The sequence below is a fragment of the Eikenella sp. NML03-A-027 genome (assembly GCF_001648395.1).
Lineage (GTDB): Bacteria > Pseudomonadota > Gammaproteobacteria > Burkholderiales > Neisseriaceae > Eikenella > Eikenella exigua.
This window is the reverse complement of sequence record NZ_LXSM01000016.1, coordinates 440,081-459,006: the sequence shown is the minus strand read 5'-3', so window position 1 is coordinate 459,006 and position 18,926 is coordinate 440,081. Positions and strand designations below refer to the sequence as shown.

Annotated in this window: 16 protein-coding genes; 5 read left to right on the top strand and 11 right to left on the bottom strand. The window is 56.5% G+C overall.

Annotation, left to right across the window (positions count from 1 at the left end; all coding sequences use genetic code 11):
- Positions 1-138 precede the first annotated feature (138 nt).
- From msbA to adk, 3 genes are all read right to left on the bottom strand, one after another.
- Positions 139-1,953, bottom strand: coding sequence for a lipid A export permease/ATP-binding protein MsbA (gene msbA / locus A7P96_RS07720; RefSeq protein WP_067526027.1), 1,815 nt, complete (start codon positions 1,951-1,953; stop codon positions 139-141).
- Between the two features lie 173 nt (positions 1,954-2,126).
- Complete coding sequence (locus A7P96_RS07715; RefSeq protein ID WP_067526025.1) at positions 2,127-2,645, bottom strand: CNP1-like family protein; 519 nt, start codon at positions 2,643-2,645, stop codon at positions 2,127-2,129.
- Positions 2,646-2,726: 81 nt separating this feature from the next.
- A complete protein-coding gene (gene adk, locus A7P96_RS07710) occupies positions 2,727-3,374 on the bottom strand; it encodes an adenylate kinase (protein WP_064106105.1) in 648 nt (215 codons plus the stop codon).
- Positions 3,375-3,590: 216 nt separating this feature from the next.
- Here adk and A7P96_RS07705 point away from each other — a divergent pair, with 216 nt between their 5' ends.
- The 3 genes from A7P96_RS07705 (at position 3,591) to rpsU (ending at position 6,071) form a co-directional block, all read left to right on the top strand.
- Entirely contained in the window at positions 3,591-4,736 is a 1,146-nt protein-coding gene (locus A7P96_RS07705) for a M14-type cytosolic carboxypeptidase (protein WP_067526023.1), read from the top strand.
- The gene (gene pgeF / locus A7P96_RS07700; RefSeq protein WP_082887943.1) at positions 4,733-5,524 is read left to right on the top strand and encodes a peptidoglycan editing factor PgeF; all 792 of its coding nucleotides are present in this window, start codon (positions 4,733-4,735) and stop codon (positions 5,522-5,524) included. The genes A7P96_RS07705 and pgeF overlap by 4 nt, the downstream gene beginning before the upstream one ends.
- A gap of 334 nt (positions 5,525-5,858) precedes the next feature.
- Positions 5,859-6,071 carry a 30S ribosomal protein S21 gene (gene rpsU, locus A7P96_RS07695; protein ID WP_023886457.1) on the top strand — a complete coding sequence of 71 codons (213 nt, stop codon included), beginning with the start codon at positions 5,859-5,861 and terminating at the stop codon, positions 6,069-6,071.
- 390 nt (positions 6,072-6,461) lie between these two features.
- On the opposite strand, the gene A7P96_RS07690 is transcribed toward rpsU, so the two are convergent.
- The 8 genes from A7P96_RS07690 to clpS form a co-directional block, all read right to left on the bottom strand.
- A complete protein-coding gene (locus tag A7P96_RS07690; RefSeq protein WP_067526021.1) occupies positions 6,462-7,805 on the bottom strand; it encodes a DUF58 domain-containing protein in 1,344 nt (447 codons plus the stop codon).
- 9 nt (positions 7,806-7,814) lie between these two features.
- Positions 7,815-8,819 carry a MoxR family ATPase gene (locus A7P96_RS07685; protein ID WP_067526019.1) on the bottom strand — a complete coding sequence of 335 codons (1,005 nt, stop codon included), beginning with the start codon at positions 8,817-8,819 and terminating at the stop codon, positions 7,815-7,817.
- Positions 8,820-8,967: 148 nt separating this feature from the next.
- Complete coding sequence (locus A7P96_RS07680; protein WP_067526017.1) at positions 8,968-10,332, bottom strand: DUF4350 domain-containing protein; 1,365 nt, start codon at positions 10,330-10,332, stop codon at positions 8,968-8,970.
- Entirely contained in the window at positions 10,329-11,879 is a 1,551-nt protein-coding gene (locus tag A7P96_RS07675; RefSeq protein WP_067526015.1) for a DUF4129 domain-containing protein, read from the bottom strand. The genes A7P96_RS07680 and A7P96_RS07675 overlap by 4 nt, the downstream gene beginning before the upstream one ends.
- The gene (locus A7P96_RS07670) at positions 11,876-12,856 is read right to left on the bottom strand and encodes a stage II sporulation protein M (protein ID WP_067526013.1); all 981 of its coding nucleotides are present in this window, start codon (positions 12,854-12,856) and stop codon (positions 11,876-11,878) included. Before A7P96_RS07670 ends, A7P96_RS07675 begins: the two co-directional genes overlap by 4 nt.
- Positions 12,853-13,626, bottom strand: coding sequence for an RDD family protein (locus A7P96_RS07665; RefSeq protein WP_064084878.1), 774 nt, complete (start codon positions 13,624-13,626; stop codon positions 12,853-12,855). The genes A7P96_RS07670 and A7P96_RS07665 overlap by 4 nt, the downstream gene beginning before the upstream one ends.
- A 329-nt stretch (positions 13,627-13,955) precedes the next feature.
- Positions 13,956-16,253, bottom strand: a complete 2,298-nt coding sequence (clpA, locus tag A7P96_RS07660; RefSeq protein WP_067526011.1) for an ATP-dependent Clp protease ATP-binding subunit ClpA — start codon at positions 16,251-16,253, stop codon at positions 13,956-13,958.
- Positions 16,254-16,256: 3 nt separating this feature from the next.
- Positions 16,257-16,562, bottom strand: coding sequence for an ATP-dependent Clp protease adapter ClpS (gene clpS / locus A7P96_RS07655; RefSeq protein ID WP_067526009.1), 306 nt, complete (start codon positions 16,560-16,562; stop codon positions 16,257-16,259).
- 447 nt (positions 16,563-17,009) lie between these two features.
- Between clpS and A7P96_RS07650 the strand changes: the two genes are divergently transcribed.
- Both A7P96_RS07650 and A7P96_RS07645 read left to right on the top strand, forming a co-directional pair.
- Entirely contained in the window at positions 17,010-17,213 is a 204-nt protein-coding gene (locus tag A7P96_RS07650; RefSeq protein WP_003822547.1) for a cold-shock protein, read from the top strand.
- 241 nt (positions 17,214-17,454) lie between these two features.
- A complete protein-coding gene (locus tag A7P96_RS07645; protein ID WP_067526007.1) occupies positions 17,455-18,915 on the top strand; it encodes a DegQ family serine endoprotease in 1,461 nt (486 codons plus the stop codon).
- Positions 18,916-18,926: the final 11 nt, after the last annotated feature.

Genomic DNA, 18,926 nt, shown 5'->3' with positions numbered 1-18,926 from the left:
CTTAATGCGTGCTAATCCGGCTTATTGGCCGGAATACCAACATTGCAATCCAATCCATGCAACACTTGGCAACAAACATACTAAAAGGCTACCTGAAAGATTTCAGGTAGCCTTTGCTTTTACTCCTATACAGCAGCGTTAAAGCACGCCCGATAGGCTTTCGGCGACTTCTGCCTGTTGCGCCTGTTGCTCTTGCTGTTCGTGGAACTGCATACGGTATAGGTCGGCGTAGCGGCCGCCTTTGGCAAGCAGCTCGGCATGTTTGCCTTGCTCGACAATCCGGCCTTCGTGCATCACCACAATCTTATCGGCCTGCTCGATGGTAGAGAGGCGGTGTGCCACCACCAAAGTGGTGCGCTGCTGCATGAGTTTGTCGAGCGCGGATTGCACCAGGCGTTCGGATTTGGTGTCGAGCGCGCTGGTGGCTTCATCCAAAATCAGGATGGGCACGTTTTTTAACAGGGCGCGGGCGATGGCGATACGCTGGCGCTGGCCGCCGGAGAGTTTGAGGCCGTTTTGGCCGATTTCGGTTTGCAAACCCTGCGGCATGGCAGAGATGAATTCCCAGGCGTTGGCGGCTCTGGCTGCTGCTTCAATATCGGCGGGGTCGGCATCGAAACGGCCGTAGGCGATGTTTTCGGCCACCGTGCCGTTAAACAGCACCACGTCTTGGCTCACCAGCGCCATTTGTTTGCGCAGGGAGGCCATGCTGTACTCACGGATGTCGCGCCCGCCGATACGCACTTCGCCCGCGGTGGGATCGAAGAAGCGCGGCAATAGGTTGGCCAGCGTGGTTTTACCGCAGCCGGACGCGCCCACCAAGGCCACCACGCTGCCATTGGGAATGTGCAAATTGATGTTGTCGAGGCTGTTGCGAGCGGCGCCTTCATAGTAGTGGCTCACGTTCACCAACTCGATATCGCCGGTGTGCTCGCTGAGGGTTTCGGTGCCGTTATCGGGCTCAACCGGTTCGTCTAAAAACTGGAACACGCTCTCGGCGGCAGCCAGGCCGCGCTGCAGCGAGGAAGAAATGCCGGTCATGCGCTTGATGGGATCAAACATCATCAGCATGGCGGAAAGGAAGGACATAAAATCGCCGGCGCTAAACGAATCGGAAGCGGCGCGGGCGGCAGCCAAATAAAGGATGGCGGCCAGTGCGGTGGCAATCATCAGCTGGGTTACCGCCGTGCTGAAGGAGTTGGCAGCGGTTTGCTTCACGCCGTTGCGGCGCACGTTGATAGCGGTTTCATCGAAGCGTTTTTTCTCGTGCTCCTGCCCGCCATACACTTTAATCACCCGCTCGCCGGTGATGCTCTCGCCCAGCACCTGCGTCATCTGCCCGGCATATTGCTGGCTTTCGCGCGAAAGCTGGCGCAGGCGTTTGCTCACCTGGCGCACGCACCAAGCCAACACGGGAATTAAAATCAGCGTGATAATCGTGAGCTGCCAATCCAGATACAGCAGGAAGCCCAATAACCCCACCACGGTGATGCCGTCTTTGGCGGTTACGGTTACCACATTGAAACCGGCCTCGGTAATCTGACTGGCATCGTTCATGATGCGCGACATAATCCGCCCGCTGCCGTGTTGGCTGAAATAGCCGGCCGGCAGCTTGAGCATTTTGGCAAACATTTCGCGGCGGATTTGCTGCACCAGGTGGCCGGAGAGGTAGCTGGTGCTGTATTCGTTGATGAAGTTGAAGATACCGCGCAAGATAAACAGGCCGATAATCGCCAGCGGCACCCAACGCATAGCGGAGAGGTTTTTCTCCACAAAGCCTTCGTTAATCAGCGGTTTGAGCAACCAAGCAAAAATCGGCCCGGTAGCAGCCACCACCACCATGCCGAGCACGGCCAGGGCAAAAATACGCAGATAGTTTTTCAAGTAGCCAAACAGTCGGCGATATAAGACCAAGCTGCTGGCTGTAGTGTGCGGGGTAGAAGACGAAGACATGGTGGCCTCTGCCGTTGAAAACGGCGATTGTAAGGCAAATCGGGGGTTGGCAACAATGCGGCAAGGCTGCTTTAGCAGGGTTTAACCTAAATTTGTGGCTGGCTGGAAAAAGGCTACCTGAAACCCAAACCGGTTTTCAGGTAGCCTTTATTTTGATTTAAGCGTTCACACTGTCAGTGTAGCCCGCCCATGCTGCGGATGCGCTGATCGAGCTCTTGCGCAGTGAGCGCGCGGCCATCGTTGCAGAAAATCGCCATCAGGCGGCTGCGCACCGGGTCGTTGGCGTTCACATAGCTGTCGAACTTGCGCCATACATTATTGCGCGGAGCAATCCAGCGCCGGTTGGTGTTGTCGCCAAAGGCAAAGGATCTAAGGTGGCGGTCGCCGCAGCGCATACCCTCATAACTCATATTCGGCTGCCCGCCCTGCAGCTGTACTGCCAGCACATAGCGCATGCTGCGGTCGGCAGCTTGTTGCACGGGCAGTTGTAGCCAAACTTTATTGCGGTAGGTGGGGTTGATATACAGCTCAAACCACTCGCCGCGCTGCAGATCGGGATAATCGGGCAGCACCACGGCAGCCTCTTCCCACGGCTTTTCCTCTTCCGGCATGTAAGAGCGGTTTTCGCGCAATTCGGCTGAAGCGGCGGCGGAAAGCGCCAATACGCAGGTTGCAAACCATAGTTTTTTCATTGCTTTTCCTTTTTCAGGTAGCCTTTTGGTTCAGGTAGCCTGCTACTTGGCTGAAGGCTACCTGAAAACTTCTGCGCCGGCTTATTTACCTAAGGCAGACAATACAGCAGCTTTCACGGCTTCCACCGGCTGTGTGCCATCGATTTTGATATAGCGGGGCGCGTTGTCGCCGGTAAGCTGGCTGTAGAAGCCGATGAGTACGGCAGTTTGCTTATGGTACACATCAAGGCGGTTTTTCACGGTTTCCTCGCGGTCGTCGTCGCGCTGGATCAGATCTTCGCCGGTAACGTCGTCTTTGCCTTCTACTTTAGGCGGGTTGTAGCGGATGTGGTAAGTACGGCCGGAGGGCAGGTGCACACGGCGGCCGGCCATACGCTCGAGAATCACCTCATCGGGCACATCGATTTCCACCACCGCATCCAAAATCACGCCTGCCTCCTGCATGGCTTCAGCCTGCGCCAGCGTGCGCGGGAAGCCGTCAAACAGGAAGCCGTTTTTGCAGTCATCCTGTGCAATGCGCTCTTTCACCATGCCGATGATGATGTCGTCGCGTACCAGGCCGCCTGCATCCATAATTTTTTTGGCTTCCAAACCCAGCGGCGTACCGGCTTTAATGGCAGCGCGTAGCATATCTCCAGTGGAAATCTGCGGAATACCGAAAGCGGCGGTAATAAACTGCGCCTGCGTGCCTTTGCCCGCACCGGGTGCGCCCAATAACAAAATCTTCATTGTCTCTTCCTTTAAAATCAATATAAAAGCACGGTAGCGGCACGATGCAAACAAGCTGCCCGAAACAATACCGCCAGCCAATCCGCTGCACAGTTTAGAGCCCCTGCCGCAAAAAATCCAGTTTCCGCCGCCCTTTCCTCGCCCCGCCTTCCCTAGAAAGGCTACCTGAAAAGCATTACAATCCCTGCCTCCCCTCCTCAAGCAGCGAGACCTGCCATGCCCAAAATCAGCAGCAACTTCGATGCCGGCGCCATCAGCGTAATCGACAGCGCCGACAGCCAAAACATCCGCCTCGCCCTGCGCGGCGACAATGCCGCCTCCTTCAGCCAGTGGTTTTATTTCCGCCTGCAGGGCGCAGCCTACCAGCCTTGCCGTATCCGCATCGAAAACGCCGGCCAATCCAGCTACCCTGAAGGCTGGGAAGATTATCAGGCCACCGCTTCCTACGACCGCAGCAACTGGTTCCGCGTGCCCACCCGTTATGAAGACGGCGTGCTCACCATCGAACACACCCCGCTGGCCGGCAGCGTGTATTACGCCTATTTCGAGCCCTACTCCCACGAGCAGCACCTCAACCTCCTCGGCGACGCCCAAGGCAGCGGCCTGTGCCAAATCGACGACCTTGGTAGCACCGCACAAGGCCGCGACATCAACCTGCTCACCATCGGCCACCAAGCCGCCAGCGACCTCAAAATCTGGATTATCGCCCGCCAGCACCCCGGCGAAAGCATGGCCGAATGGTTTGCCGAAGGCCTGCTCTCCCGCCTGCTCGACTACCAAGACCCCACCGCCCGCGCCCTGCTCGACTGCGCCACCTTCTATATCGTGCCCAATATGAACCCCGACGGCGCCGCCCTGGGCAACCAGCGCACCAATGTCGCCGGCGCCGACCTCAACCGAGAATGGCAAAACCCCAGCCCCGAGCGCAGCCCCGAAGTGTATGCCGTGCGCCAGAAAATGTACGAAACCGGCGTAGATTTATTCCTCGATATTCACGGCGAAGAAGCCCTACCCTACGTATTCGCCGCCGGCTGCGAAGGCAACCCTTCCTATGATGCACGCATCGCCGCGCTCGAAGCCTCCTTCAAAACCGCCTTGCGCCAGGCCAGCCCCGATTTCCAAGACGAACACGGCTACCCCAAAACCGCCCCCGGCCAAGCCAACCTCGCCATTGCCAAATCCTACGTGGGCGAAACCTTCGGCTGCCTCTCCTATACCCTCGAAATGCCCTTCAAAGACAACATCAACCTGCCCGACGACGACTTCGGCTGGAACGGCCAGCGCTCCCTGCGCTTGGGCGAAGCCATCCTCAGTGCCATCCTCGCCGTCTGCCCGCAACTGCGACCGGATGAAACCGCATGAACGGCCAATTCCCCGCCAACAGCTTTGCCGCCAACTTAGGGCTACCTGAAATTTCAGGTAGCCTCCTGCACGCCGATTGGCCCGCGCCAAGCAATGTCCACACCTTGATTACCACCCGCCAAGGCGGCGTCAGCCAAGGCCGTTTCGCCAGCCTGAACGTGGGCGACCACGTGGGCGACGACCCCGCCGCCGTGGCCGAAAACCGCCGCCGTGTGCAGGCACACGTTCCCCTGCCGCTGGCCTATTTGCGCCAAGTGCACGGCAACCGCGTAGTGCCCGCTGCCAACTGCCTTGACACCCCGCCAGAAGCCGATGCCGCTTTCGACCGCAGCCGCCGTGCCGCCTGCGCCATCATGACTGCCGACTGTCTGCCCGTACTCCTCTGCGACCGCTCCGGCAGCGTCGTGGCCGCCGCCCACGCCGGCTGGCGCGGCCTCGCCGGTGGTGTGCTGGAAAACACCATCGCCGCCATGCAAGCAAACCCTGCCGACCTCCTCGCCTGGCTCGGCCCTGCCATCGGCCCCGACGCTTTTGAAGTGGGCGGCGACATTTTGGCCGCCTTCACCCAGGCCGACCCCGCCGCCGAAGCCGCCTTCGAGCCCATCGGTAGCGGCAAATACCTAGCCGATATCTACCTGCTTGCTACACAAACCCTGCGCCGTGCTGGCGTTAGCCAAATCTATGGCGGCCAGCATTGCACCGTGCTCGAACGCGATCGCTTCTTTTCCTACCGCCGCGACGGCCAAACCGGCCGTATGGTCAGCGCCGTGTGGCTGAGCCCAGAGTAAGCAAGCAAAGGCTACCTGAAACCCATGTTTCCAGTTCAAATCAAGCATGAGTTTTCTAGCGAAGCACTTATTACCACCCATGCGCTGCTACCGCCTTGCCCTGCTTGACAAATCCCGCCGCAGCCACGATAATTCTCGCCTTTATATGCAGACCTTCTTGCTGCCTAAATATTTTTGGCGCACCGCCTAGCCTGTGCAGCCGCCCCAATTAGGAGGTGATTTTTCCACCCCGGCTCTTATCCAGCCCGCACCAGCCAGTGCAAAAGTGATAAATCAAACCATTTTCTCGGGCACCATTGCCCGGCAACAAATAAAATATTTTAAGGATAACAAAATGCCTTCTATTCGCGTAAAAGAAAACGAACCATTTGAAGTAGCCATGCGCCGTTTCAAGCGCTCTATCGAAAAAACCGGTCTGCTCACAGAGCTGCGTGCCCGTGAAGCCTACGAAAAACCGACTACTGAGCGCAAACGCAAAAAAGCAGCTGCAGTAAAACGTTTGCAAAAACGCCTGCGCAGCCAACAGCTGCCGCCGAAACTGTACTAATCTTTTGAGAAACAAACACAGCCCGTTATTACAACCGGCTGTGTTTTTCTTTGGCCATAAACCGAAAAGGCTACCTGAAAGTTTATGTGCTCATGGCTTGAAGATTTGGATGCACCACTGACTGAAACGCTGCGCTTCATACAGCATTAGCTTGCCTTACAGCCCTCCCACACTGCCTAGGACCAGCCTCCCTGTAAGAAAATGATTGTTTCAGCTATAAGTTTGAGCGTTTGAAGTTAAAGACAGGGCTACCTAAAATTTTCAGGTAGCCTCTTTAGCATTTGAGGCTACCTGAAAATTTACAGCAGATACAAATATTGGTTACGGTTTACCACCTATTACCAGCCCTCAGCAAGAACAGGAAAAGGAAATACTTTCAGGTAGCCCGCCCTACCACGCTTGACGACGTTTGAGCTGGAGATAGCGGTTGATAAGTTCGGTACTCAGTTGGTTGGGCAAAACATTGATGGCATTGATGCGGGCGGCATCAAAGTGTCGGATAGCTTCGGCCACGTGGCTTTCGTATTGCAGAGCGCCGAGGTAGGCTTGGGCATCTGCTTCGTTGCGCACGGGCTGTTGGCGCACTTCTTCGGGCGCAAGCGGGCGCAAGCCGCCGAATAAAACCATGTGGTGTTTGCGCAGGCGCTGGATGTGTTGCAGCAGGTGGCGGCTATCTTCGTGGTTCAAGTGAGAGAGCACTACCACGAGGGCGCGGCGTTTCTGCTTTTGCAGCAATAAGTTCACAGCGCTTTCAAAATCAGCGGCCTGCTGTGAGGGCTCGATATCGAACACGCCCTGCACCAAGCGACCTAGCTGCTCCATACCTTTGTGCGGCGGCACGAAGCGGGCCACGGGATGGGCGAAGGTGAGCAGGCCGGCGGCATCACCGTGCTTGAGTGCAGTGTAGGAAAGCAGCAGCATAGCCTGCAGGGCGTGGTCGAAATGGCTTTTGCCTTCCATTTGCAGGCGCATATTGCGACCGCAGTCGAGCAGGAAGATGAGTTGTTGGTCTTGCTCGTCTTGATAGGTACGCACGATGGGGCGGCTCATACGGGAGGTGGCTTTCCAGTCGATATTGCGGATGTCGTCGCCGTCTTGGTAGTCGCGCAGCTGGTGAAAATCCTGGCCGAGGCCTAGGCGCGGCAATTTTTTCACGCCCACGAGGTTGAGCCAGCGTTGCAAGCCGATTAAATCGGCACCGAGGATGCGGCTGAAATCAGGCAGCACGTCCACTTTGGCGGGCAGCTCCTGCCGCTGCCGCCGCTGCCACAGGCCGAGCGGGCTGGCAAGCCAGTATTCGATGCCGGCAAATTCGGCACGGCCACGCCGGCGCGGGGTAAGCCGGTAGCGGATGGTGGAAAGGCGGCCGGGCCGCGTGTCGATAATCAGATGCGGGGTGTCGGTGTCCCAGTCGGGCGGGAACAGGTCGGCCACCAGGATGGTTTGCGGCTGCCGCCAGCGGCCTTTGGCCGGCGGAGTGAGCGTGAGCTCCACCTGGTGCGGCCGGCCTTGGATAAACTGGTGCGGCAGGCTCCGCTCCCAGCGCGGTTCGGGCTGGCGGCGCTGCCAGAAGGCATCAACCAGCGCGGCCAGGGCGAGCAGGAGGGCGAGGCCGCCGGCGATGTATTGGACGATGCGGCCGTTATCTGCGTTCAGGTAGCCTGCCAGCCAGCCGGCGGTGCACACGGCAACGAGGGCGGCAAACAGCAGCACCAGCAGTCTGGATGGTCTCATGGGCAGGCCTTACAAGCGCGGGGCGGGCACGGAGGCGGCCAGTTCGTTCAACACCTGCTCCACTTGGATGCCTTCCATTTCCATTTGGGTGGAGAGGCGCACGCGGTGGCGCATGGCGGGCAGCCAAATGGCTTTGATGTCGTCGGGGGTAACGAAATCGCGGCCGGCCAGCAGGGCATAGGCGCGGGCGCAACTGATGAGGGCGATGCCGGCACGCGGCCCGGCACCCACGGATAAGGCAGGCCAGTCGCGGGTGGCGGCCACCAGGCGCACGGTGTAATCGATAATCTGCGGATCGACGCCCACTTGCGCCACCAGTTTTTTCAGCTGCTCAATCTGCTGCGGCTGGAACACATGCGCGGGCTGGCTGCCGCTGAGCAGGTCGTTGTTGCTGCTGTTGATGACGGCGCTCAGCATGCGTGCTTCGTCGGCCGGGGCGGGATAGCCGATCATCACTTTGAACATGAAGCGGTCGAGCTGGGCTTCGGGCAGCGGATAGGTGCCTTCCTGCTCGATCGGGTTTTGCGTGGCCAATACCATGAAGGGGCTAGGCAGGTGGTGGGTGTGGCCGTCGAGCGTTACGCTGCGCTCCTGCATCACTTCGAGCAGGGCGGATTGGGTTTTGGCCGGGGCACGGTTGATTTCGTCGGCGAGCAGCAAGTGGGTAAACACCGGGCCTTGGCGCAGCTCGAAACGGCTGTTTTGCGCATCGTAGCGGTAGTGTCCGGTCACGTCGGATGGCATCAGGTCGGGGGTGAACTGGATGCGGCGGAATTCGCCGGCAAAAGTTTGCGCCAGCGAGCGCACAAGCAGGGTTTTACCGGTGCCCGGCACGCCTTCGAGCAGCACATGGCCGCCGGCCAGGAATACGGTGAGCACTTCGTCCACCACCTGCTGTTGGCCGATGAGCACTTCGTTCAGCCGCGCGCGCAGCATTTGAATGGCGCGCGCACCCTGCTGGATGGCGGGGTTGGTGCTGGCTTGGTGGGGCTGGGAAAAATTGATGTCCGTCATCGAATCATCCTTTTGCGTTGTTTGTTTCGTTGGTTAATCGGAGGTTTGGGTTTCAGGTAGCCTGTGGTTCGGTTGAGGCTACCTGAAAAATAGGTTGGGTCTGGCTACCTGAAATATGACATTTATATTTTCAGGTAGCCTCTGCCGTTCAATACCACGAGCGGTTTATCTTGCGCACGATGCGCTGGTGGGCGGCAAGCATTTGCAGCCACTGCACCAAATTGACCTGTTCCGGCAAGGGTGTGAGCCAGGGCTCGACCACGGAGGGCGGCAGCTTGGTTTGGGCACACAAAAACTCCAGCTGTTTGCGGCTGCTCATCTGCTTCCAGGCCGGGTGGCGCTGTTGTAGGCCTTCGAGCAGTCGGCGCTGCATATCACTAAGGATGGCGCGGCGGCTCAGGTGGCGGGTGAGGAACTGACCTTGTGCGAGCAGGTGCTGGTTCAGGTAGCGTTCCGGCGCAGGTGGCAATTGTTGCACCACACCCACACGCACCACGATACGCCATAGCAGTATGGCAGCGGCAGCCAAGGCTATGGCCAGTAGCACAGGCTGGCTTTTGAGCATTTTCCATATCATCGGCTCGGAGCTGCTGTAATCAGACGGATAAACTTTGTCGGCCAATAAGATGCTGTCTTTTTCCTGTGCCAGATAAACAGCGAGATAGGGATGATCGTAGAGGGCAAGGTGATTGCGATTAAAATCAGGACGGCTTGGATTGCCCAGCCAGTCTTCGTTCCAGGTGAGCAATACGCTGCCGTCACCATAGCGCACGCGGATGGTTTGCACGGCACCGTAGCCAGTTTTGCCTTGGAACAGCACCAGTTTGCTATCTTGCACCACCCAGCCGCTATTAGAGATGTATCCAGAGCCGGTGAAGGTTTGGATCGCGGCGCCCTCGGGCAATTGGATGCTGCTCAAGCCGGCGTTGCAGTGCGGATCAATCTGCAAAGCAACTTCATCGCCAATTTGGCGGGCGGCTTCGCGGCGCTGATCGGCAGCTTTCACGCAGGCAGGCAGATTGGGCAGGGTTTTGCTGTTGGTTTCTTCCAGCTCCACGGTGCCGATTTGCAGGTGGCGCAGCATGGTTTGGCGGAAATTTAGTGTGTCTTTATCCTCACTATTATCCGGCTTGCCGTCTGCTTTTAACGGGTTGTCATCAGCATAACTGGGCAGCGCCATCACTAGGTGATTACCGCGCCCTACCCATTCCAGCAGGCGTTCGGCATCTTCCTTATCACGCATGCGGTTGTCGGCCACGATCAACAGTCGATTGCTGTCGTATGAGTTGAGTTCGTTTAAGCCAAACAGGCTGTGCTCGTGCTGGATATTTTTCACGCCATATCGAGTGAGCAGGGTTTTCAGGGCGTAGAGCGAGCCTTCGCGCATTTCCTGCTGCGGATCGAGCGACTGCCAGGTTTTGCTTTCCTGCTTGGACAGGCCGGCAACGGCGATTAAGCCGCCGATAAGCAATACGGCAATCAGGCCGATGAGGATGGAACGTCGGTTTTTCATGCCCTACCCTCCCCGGCGGCACGCAGGCTACCTGAAAATTCCTGATCCCCGCCAGCAAACACTTGGCGATATTGGCGGCACAGGCTGTGTACCGCTTCGCGCTCGGGCAGGCGGTGGGCATAAGCCAGCTCTACCCAGTTGTCGGTGAGCGGCTGCCAGTAGTCCAAAAGCTGCGGCTGGCGCTGGCGCACGCGTTTGAGCACTTGGCCTTCGGTGTCGCTGCTGCGCAGCGGCAGACCGTATCGGAGGCTGATTTGCGAGAGGCTGGCGCGGTAGAGCAGGCTCATGGCGGCGCGCGGGTCGCGTTCGTATTCGGCCAGCACGGCGGAAGCCACGTCGTTGGGCAGGCTTTCGGGCGTAATTTTCATGCCGAACAAGGTTTCCGGCACTTCTTCGCCCTGACTCAAGCCGAAGCCGCCGTTGGCTTGATACCAACGGTATAAAATCCATAACACCAAGGCCAGCAGCAGGCCGATTAAGGCATACATCAGGGCGTTAAACCAAGCTGGCGATGGGGTTTTCACATCAGGCAGCTCCGGCAGCTGGCGTGATGAAGCATCATCGTCTTTATCGCATTTGAACCAGCAGTATTCGGTTTTTGTTTTAATGCTTTGAAACGGCGCCTTACGCAGAGTGTTATCACGGATTTGCTCTACCTTTTCACGCTGGGGCAGCGGTTCGGCATGCAGGCTACCTGAAAAACTGAAGCCGATAAACACGGCTAAAGCCAATGCCCACAACGCGCTGCTACTGCCCAGCAGGCGGTCTTGGATTTTGCGGGCAGCCAGGCGGATATCCCAGCCTTCGGCCTTGGTACGGGCATTCAGATAAAGCGTGAAACCACAGGCCACATAAATCGGCCCCCAGAAACACAGCAGCAGCACATAAATGCCATTGAGCAAATGCTGGAAAATTAACCCTTCTCCCGAAGACACCAACGCCCCAATCTGCTGCAAAGCATCGGTGGAACGCGCCCCTCCGAACGGGCCGGCCACAATGTTTTGCGCCGGATCGCCCGTCCACAGCCAAAACAGCATCGCAAGCAGGCCAAAAGCCAAGATACTTTCCAGATGGATGCCGAAAAACGCCAGCCAGCTGGCCGCACTGCCGCTTTGGCGCGACAATTCGTTGCAGCGGCGCTGATGCGCCTTGCCGCTCAAGCCTTCCAAGAGCGTAACCGGCAGCACCAGGCTGCGGCGCAGGCTGAACCGCCGCCAAGTTAAATCACCAATCAAGCGCGGTCGCCACATCTGCCTAAATGCCGTGCGCACGCATTGCCGGTATGGCGGCAGCGGCTCGAATACCTGCTGCGACATCAGCCACAGCACCGGCGCTTCAAACAACGGCTTAAGCCACCACACCAAAAAACCGCCCCATTCAGGCTGCTGCCAGCACAAAGCCAGCACCAACGCATACACCGGCAGCGACAGGGTTGCCCACACCGCCATATACAGCGCCGGCCGCTCCTGAAACAGGCGAGCGCCCAAATCTAAAGCCTCCCAGCCACTACGCGGGCGGAAATTCAGGCGGGTTTCCCAAATATTCATGCCGCTCTCCTGCCCGCATACAGCAGATAGGCATACACCAACAGCCACATCGCTATGGAAACAATATATTTCAAAATCATCGGAATACTGGTAATTGGCGACCAAAAGCCTTCAATAAACGCGGCAATAAACAGCATCAGGAAACCGCCGTTCATCAGCCCCACCGCCTGTTTGCCCTGAATGCGCAAGGCATCGCGCCGCGACAAACCCTGTGGGTTGAGCAGCGCCAAACCCAACCGCAGGCCGCCTGCTGCCGCCATCACAATACCGGTAAGCTCAAATGCGCCGTGCGCACCTACAAACGAGAAAAAGGCCGGTCCGGCCGGATCGCGGGTCATATAGCCCATTGCCCCGCCGATTACCCAACCATTCATCACCGTGAGATACACCGTGCCCAAACCAAACAGAATGCCGCTGGCAAAACTTTGAAATGCGATACCTATATTGTTGAAAATATAATAGCCGGCCATCAAAAAATTTTGCCACGCCTCACGGTTGGTGCCCTCACTATACTGATCCAGCATCTCTTTATAGCTATCCGCCAATTGCGGACCATGCTGTAAGCCTTCGATTTTGTCCACGCTGTCGGGATAAAACGCCGTGAGCAGGAAAGCCACGATAAACGGCAGGTAAAACAGCGCATGCGCCAGCCATACCAGTTTTTTCTCACGCCGCACCAGCTGCGGGAAGCCCTGCATCACGAAGTCGCGGCAGCGCACCCACAGCGATACCTGCTGCCCCACATACAAAAGCTGGTGCGCACGTTCGCACAGATATTGCAAATAATCGGTAAGGCCGCCGGAATAGCAGCGGTCGGTGGCCACCGCCAAATGGTGGCACACTGTGCGGTAGTCCTGCATAAACAAAGCGGTTTTCTGCGCACCCAGGCTGCCGCGCCGTTTTTCCAGCTGCTGCAAATCCTGCTCGAACGTGCGCCAGAACGCCTGATGCTGTTCTTCAAAAAACAGTTGCCTCACGCCGCCTCCTTCCGCTGTTCACCCGCATAATATTTGGCCAAACCCAAAATCAGCTGCTCGGCGCTGCGTTCGTCTTCCTGACGGCCGAAAATCGCCCCCACCATCATTTGCGCCAACTCGCCGGTACGCGCCGCACTCAAATGGCGGCGGCGCTCGACAAAGCTCAAAATTGCCTGCTGCTCCTCACGCGTGAGCGCCACGGGCGGGGTAATCGCTTCGATATTGCCCAAATCCATACGCTCGGCCTGCCCGCGCGTTTTATCCACATACACCACCACCGTGGATGCCATGATATCGCCCAAGCGGCGACCGTAGGGATTGCACAGGCCGCAAATCATGCCGATACCATAGAAAAACGGCAGGCTGTCGAATACGCGCAGCAGGTTGCGCAGCAACGAAGCCGACCAGGAAATATGCGTGCCGTTGTCGTTGATCACACGCAAGCCGAATATTTTCTTGCCCGGCGTCTGGCCGTTCCAGCACACTTCAAACACCACAAAATACAACCAGAGCGTGAAGAAAATATTAACAAACAGCATAAAGAAGAACAGGCCCTTAGCGATATTGCCGTCATCACCGCCATTCGCACCAGAGAAGATAAATGCAAACAGCATGGTGGAGAGCATCAGCCAAATGCCACGGAGAATGAAATCAACAAACCAAGCGCGCGAACGGGCAAACACCGAAGCCGGACGCAGATAAATATCAATGGCTTCTGGCGTTTCAACTTTGAGCAGGGTATCCAGCCGCGAGAGAATGGGTTCAGACATAATGAATGGTTTGCCAAACGAGATAAAGGGTGACCAAGAAAATGACGAACTTTGCCCGAAAGACGTGGGTTTGGCAAGCCCCCAAAGGGGTGGGAAAACTGCTTACAGACAATTTTTATGCGGGATGACTGTGTGGTGATAGGATAGAAGAAACGGCTACCTGAAACACAATAGCGCAATTTCTGCGAACCACTCCTCAGGTAGCCTAAGCGCAGTTCAGGCTACCTGAAAATATCAGCTTCAATGCAGTCAAATCCTCGCCCTCAAAAGAAGTTGCGTTTCTTAAGAAGCTACAACACGCTTACAGCGCAAACCATATCTGCCCTGCATCAGCCGTTGGCATCCGCCACTTTACCACGCTTGGCTTTGGTTGCAGAGAAGGCAAGGGTGACTTTATCAGCCTTGGCATCGTAGCCGATGGTTACTTCGCCGCCTTTACTTAAGCGGCCAAAAAGCAGCTCGTCGGCGAGCAGGCGGCGGATTTTGTCTTGAATCAGCCGCTGCATAGGGCGGGCACCCATTTGCGGATCAAAGCCCTGCTCGGCCAGATAGCTGCGCAGGCCGGTGGTGAAGTGGGCTTCTACGTTTTTCACCAAAAGCTGCTGCTCCAGGGCGAGCAGGAATTTGTCGGTTACCTTGGCGATGACTTCGTTGTCCAACGGGGCGAAGGAAATCACGGCATCCAGACGGTTGCGGAATTCGGGGGTGAAAGCTTTTTTCAATGCTTCGCCCTCGTCGCCGCTCATGCGCTGGCGGGTGAAGCCGAGCACGGGACGGCTGAGGCTTTCCGCCCCGGCATTGGTGGTCATGATTACGATGGCGTTGCGGAAGTCGGTTTTGCGGCCGTTGTTGTCGGTGAGCGTGCCGTAGTCCATGATTTGCAAGAGGATATTGTGCACGTCGGGGTGGGCTTTTTCGATTTCGTCCAAAAGCAGCACGCAGAAGGGCTGCTTGTTTACCGCCTCGGTAAGCAGGCCGCTCTGCTCGAAGCCTACATAGCCGGGCGGTGCGCCGATGAGGCGGGCCACGGCGTGGCGTTCCATGTATTCGGACATATCGAAGCGTTGCAGCGGCACGCCCAAAATGAAGGCGAGTTGGCGGGCAACTTCGGTTTTGCCCACGCCGGTGGGGCCGGAAAACAGGAAGCTGCCGATGGGCTTTTCCGCCGACCCCAGACCGGAACGGGACATCTTAATGGCGGCAGCCAATGCTTCGATGGCAGCATCTTGGCCGAACACCATGTTTTTCAGGTTGCGCTCCAAATGGCGCAACACTTCTTTATCGTCTTTGGAAACAGTTTGCTCGGGAATGCGGGCGATTTTGGCCACCACTTCTTCAATCTGTGCTGCTTCAATCACTTTGCGCCGTTTGTCGCCGGGCAGGATGCGCTGGGCGGCGGCGGCTTCGTCAATCAAATCGATGGCCTTATCGGGCAGGAAGCGGTCGTTCAGGTAGCGTACCGAAAGCTCGGCGGCGGCATTCAGGGCGTGCTGGGAAAAGCGGATTTGGTGGAAGTCTTCGAGCGCGGGTTGCAGGCCTTTCAGGATTTCCACGGTTTCAGCCACGCTGGGTTCGGGCACATCAATTTTCTGGAAACGTCGGCTTAAGGCGTGGTCTTTGGCGAAAATGGTGCGGTATTCGTCATAGGTGGTGGCGCCGATACAGCGCAGATGGCCTTTAGAGAGAGCCGGTTTGAGCAGATTGGAAGCATCCATGGTGCTGCCGGTGGTGCTGCCTGCGCCGATGATGGTATGGATTTCGTCGATAAACAGGATGGAATGCTTGATTTTGGCCAGCTCTTTGAGTACAGCCTTGATGCGGGCTTCAAAATCGCCGCGGTATTTGGTGCCGGCCAAGAGCGAGCCCATATCCAGCGCAAACACAGTGGCGCCGGCGAGTGCGTCAGGTACATCGCTGTGTTCTAAGCGGTAGGCCAAGCCTTCGGCCAATGCGGTTTTGCCCACACCGGCCTCACCCACCAAAAGCGGGTTGTTTTTGCGGCGGCGGCACAGGGTTTGCATGAGGCGTTCCAATTCCATGGTGCGGCCAACCAGCGGATCGATACGCCCTTCGCGTGCTTCAATATTAAGGTTAACGGTATATTTGGCTAGGGCATGACGGATAGGTTTGCCCTCTTCGCCACCTTCCTGCTCAACTTCATCGCCTTTATCTGTTTCCATTACTCGATCTGGCACGATGCCGTGCGCGATATAGTTGAGAATCTCGCTACGGCCAATCGACTGCAAACCCAGGAAATACACGGCATGGCTGTTTTTTTCTGACATAATCGCCACCAGTACGTCCACCGGCTGCACCTGCCGTTTGCCTGCCGACTGCACATGCACAATCGCACGCTGAATCACGCGCTGGAAGCCGAGCGTGGGCTGGGTTTCGCTGCTGGTTGGCGAATCCTCAGGCAGCACCGGTGTGTTTTCTTCAATACTGATGGCCAGCTGTTCGGCCAAAACCGGAATGTTTGCACCGCAGCTTTTTAACACCGCCCGTACCTCGTCGCTCTCCTGCACCAGCGAGAGTAATAAGTGTTCGATGCCGATAAATTCATAACGCTGCATACGTGCATCGGCATAGATCACCTGCAAAATGCTTTCCAGCTCTTTCGACAACATGGCTCACACCTCCTCAACCATACTCAGCAGTGGATGACCGGCCTGCCTAGCAAGGTTTTGCACTTGCTGATGCTTGGTATCAGCAATATCTTTTTGGTAAACACCGCACAGACCTTTGCCTTTGTGATGTACTTGCAACATCACTGTTGCCGCCTGGTTTTCAGGTAGCCTGAAAATATCAGTAAGCAAGCCAACCACAAAATCCATTGGTGTGTAATCATCATTAATCAGGAATACGCCATATTTCTTGGGCGGAGACACATTTTGCCAGACGGTTTCTGGCTGGAGCGCCTGTTCGGTATTGGACATAGCTTTGACTCTTCAAGGTGTACTGTAGTTGGCCGAAACCTTTGCTTTATCTGCTATTGGTGAAGCAGACTAACGCCGCAACAGGAATTCAACGGCTTTAGCCGTAATTCGGTTTTAGATTGTAAATCAACTTTGTTTGCCGGTTGCTTTTTTGCACAGCCTAACCGCAGACTGATGCCAGACAATTATATTCAACCGCACGGCAGAACACAAAATAAGGGTAAAAGCTCGGATTTCTGTCTTTTTTTTGCGATTTTTAACATTATTATTCAAACATTACTTGACTGTTAATCCCGGCTGCGCGAAACTTATCTCCGCAAGCGCGGCAGGCTGGATAAATTGTTCCAGCTCGGCAGCTGAACAAACCGTTTTACCCAACACAGTCGTTTTCCTGCTTTGCCAACCCTGCTTTTTCCGATATTTTGTTTTTTAGATAGGATGTATTGTATGGCAACTGGTACTGTTAAATGGTTTAACGATGCTAAAGGTTTTGGTTTCATCACTCCCGATGAGGGTGGCGAAGATTTGTTTGCCCACTTCTCGGCCATCAACATGAACGGTTTCAAGACCCTGAAAGAAGGTCAGAAAGTTTCTTTCGAAGTAACCACCGGCCCGAAAGGCAAACAAGCATCCAATATCCAGCCGGCCTAAGTAGCCGCTTATAAAAAGACAGGTAACGGCCTGTCTTTTTGTGCTTTCAGACATACCCTCCCGACTTAATGCTACCTGAAAACACGGTTTCAACAAGGTTACGGTCTAGCATAGCAAGTTTTCACACAACTAAATCTTCACACTCCAAGCACATCCCGCAAAAGCAAGGCATTCCAGCCTGGCATAGCTAAATAAATGCTTTAGTTATACAATGCGCTTTCTGCCGGCTATAATATGCACTATGCCAAACACCACCCGCTCCATCTTTTCCCTCCTGCTTGCCCTGATGCTCTTAGGCGGATGCGGCAAAGAAGAAGCCTCTACTGACGATTCCTCATTTGTCCGAACCGTGAGCGCACCCGCAGGCGGTGCTGATATGCTGTTGCCTGACTTCACCAAATTAGTTGCGCAAGAGGGCGGCGCTGTGGTCAATATTCAAGCCAGCCGCACCAATGAAAACACTGCTCAGGCCGGTGGCGAAGACAATATCGATCAGCTGCCTGAAAACGATCCTTTCTCCGAATTTTTCAAACGCCTGCAGCCCAACCAAGCCGATTTAGTCGAGCCCGGCGACGACGAATACAACTTCGGTTCCGGCTTCCTCATTAGCTCCGACGGCTACATCCTCACCAACACCCATGTCCTCAGCGGCATGAACAGCATCAAAGTCGTGCTCAACAACCGCCGCGAATACACCGCCCGCCTGGTCGGCTCCGATACCCAAACCGACATCGCCCTCTTGAAAATTGACGCGCAAGGCCTGCCCACCGTCAAAATCGGCGATCCCAAAACCCTGCGTGTAGGCGAATGGGTAGCCGCCATCGGCGCACCTTTCGGCTTCGACAATAGCGTAACTGCTGGCATCGTTTCCGCCAAAGGCCGCAGCCTGCCCAACGAAAACTACACCCCTTTCATCCAAACCGACGTGGCTATCAACCCTGGCAATTCCGGCGGCCCACTGTTCAACCTGCGCGGGCAAGTAGTGGGAGTAAATTCCCAAATCTACAGCCAATCCGGCGGTTTTATGGGCATCTCCTTCGCCATCCCCATCGATGTGGCCATGAATGTGGCCGACCAGCTGCGCCGCAACGGCAAAGTTGAACGTGGCCGCATCGGCGTGGTGATTCAAGAAGTAAACTACGACTTGGCCAAATCCTTCGGCCTCCAAGCCGCCAATGGCGCACTGATTTCGCAGGTAACTCCCGACGGCCCTGCTGACAAAGCCGGCCTCCAGCCCGGCGACATCGTGCAAAGCGTGAATGGCGAAAACGTGAAAGCTTCCAGCGACTTGCCCGTGCTCATCGGCATGATACCGCCCGGCACCCAGCTCACCCTCGGTATTTGGCGCAACGGCAAACGCGAAGAAGTACAAGTCACCCTCGGTTCTAGCAACACCAGTAGCGCCGATGCCGGCAACCAATCCGGCAGCGGCACCAATGCCGATAACGGCAGCGGCTTCACCTCCGAGCCCACTGGCCTGCAACTGCGCAGCCAAGGGCAAGGCCTCTTAGTTTTGCAGGTTGAAGGCACAGCCCAACAGGCCGGCCTGCGGCGCGGCGACATCATCCTAATGGTAAACCGCACCGCCGTGAGCGACGAAAACAGCTTCAACCAAGCCCTCAACCATGCCGACCGCACCGTCGCCCTACTCGTCCAGCGCGGCAACAGCAAACTGTTTTTAGCCTTGGAATTACACCGTTAGCCAAACCGCAC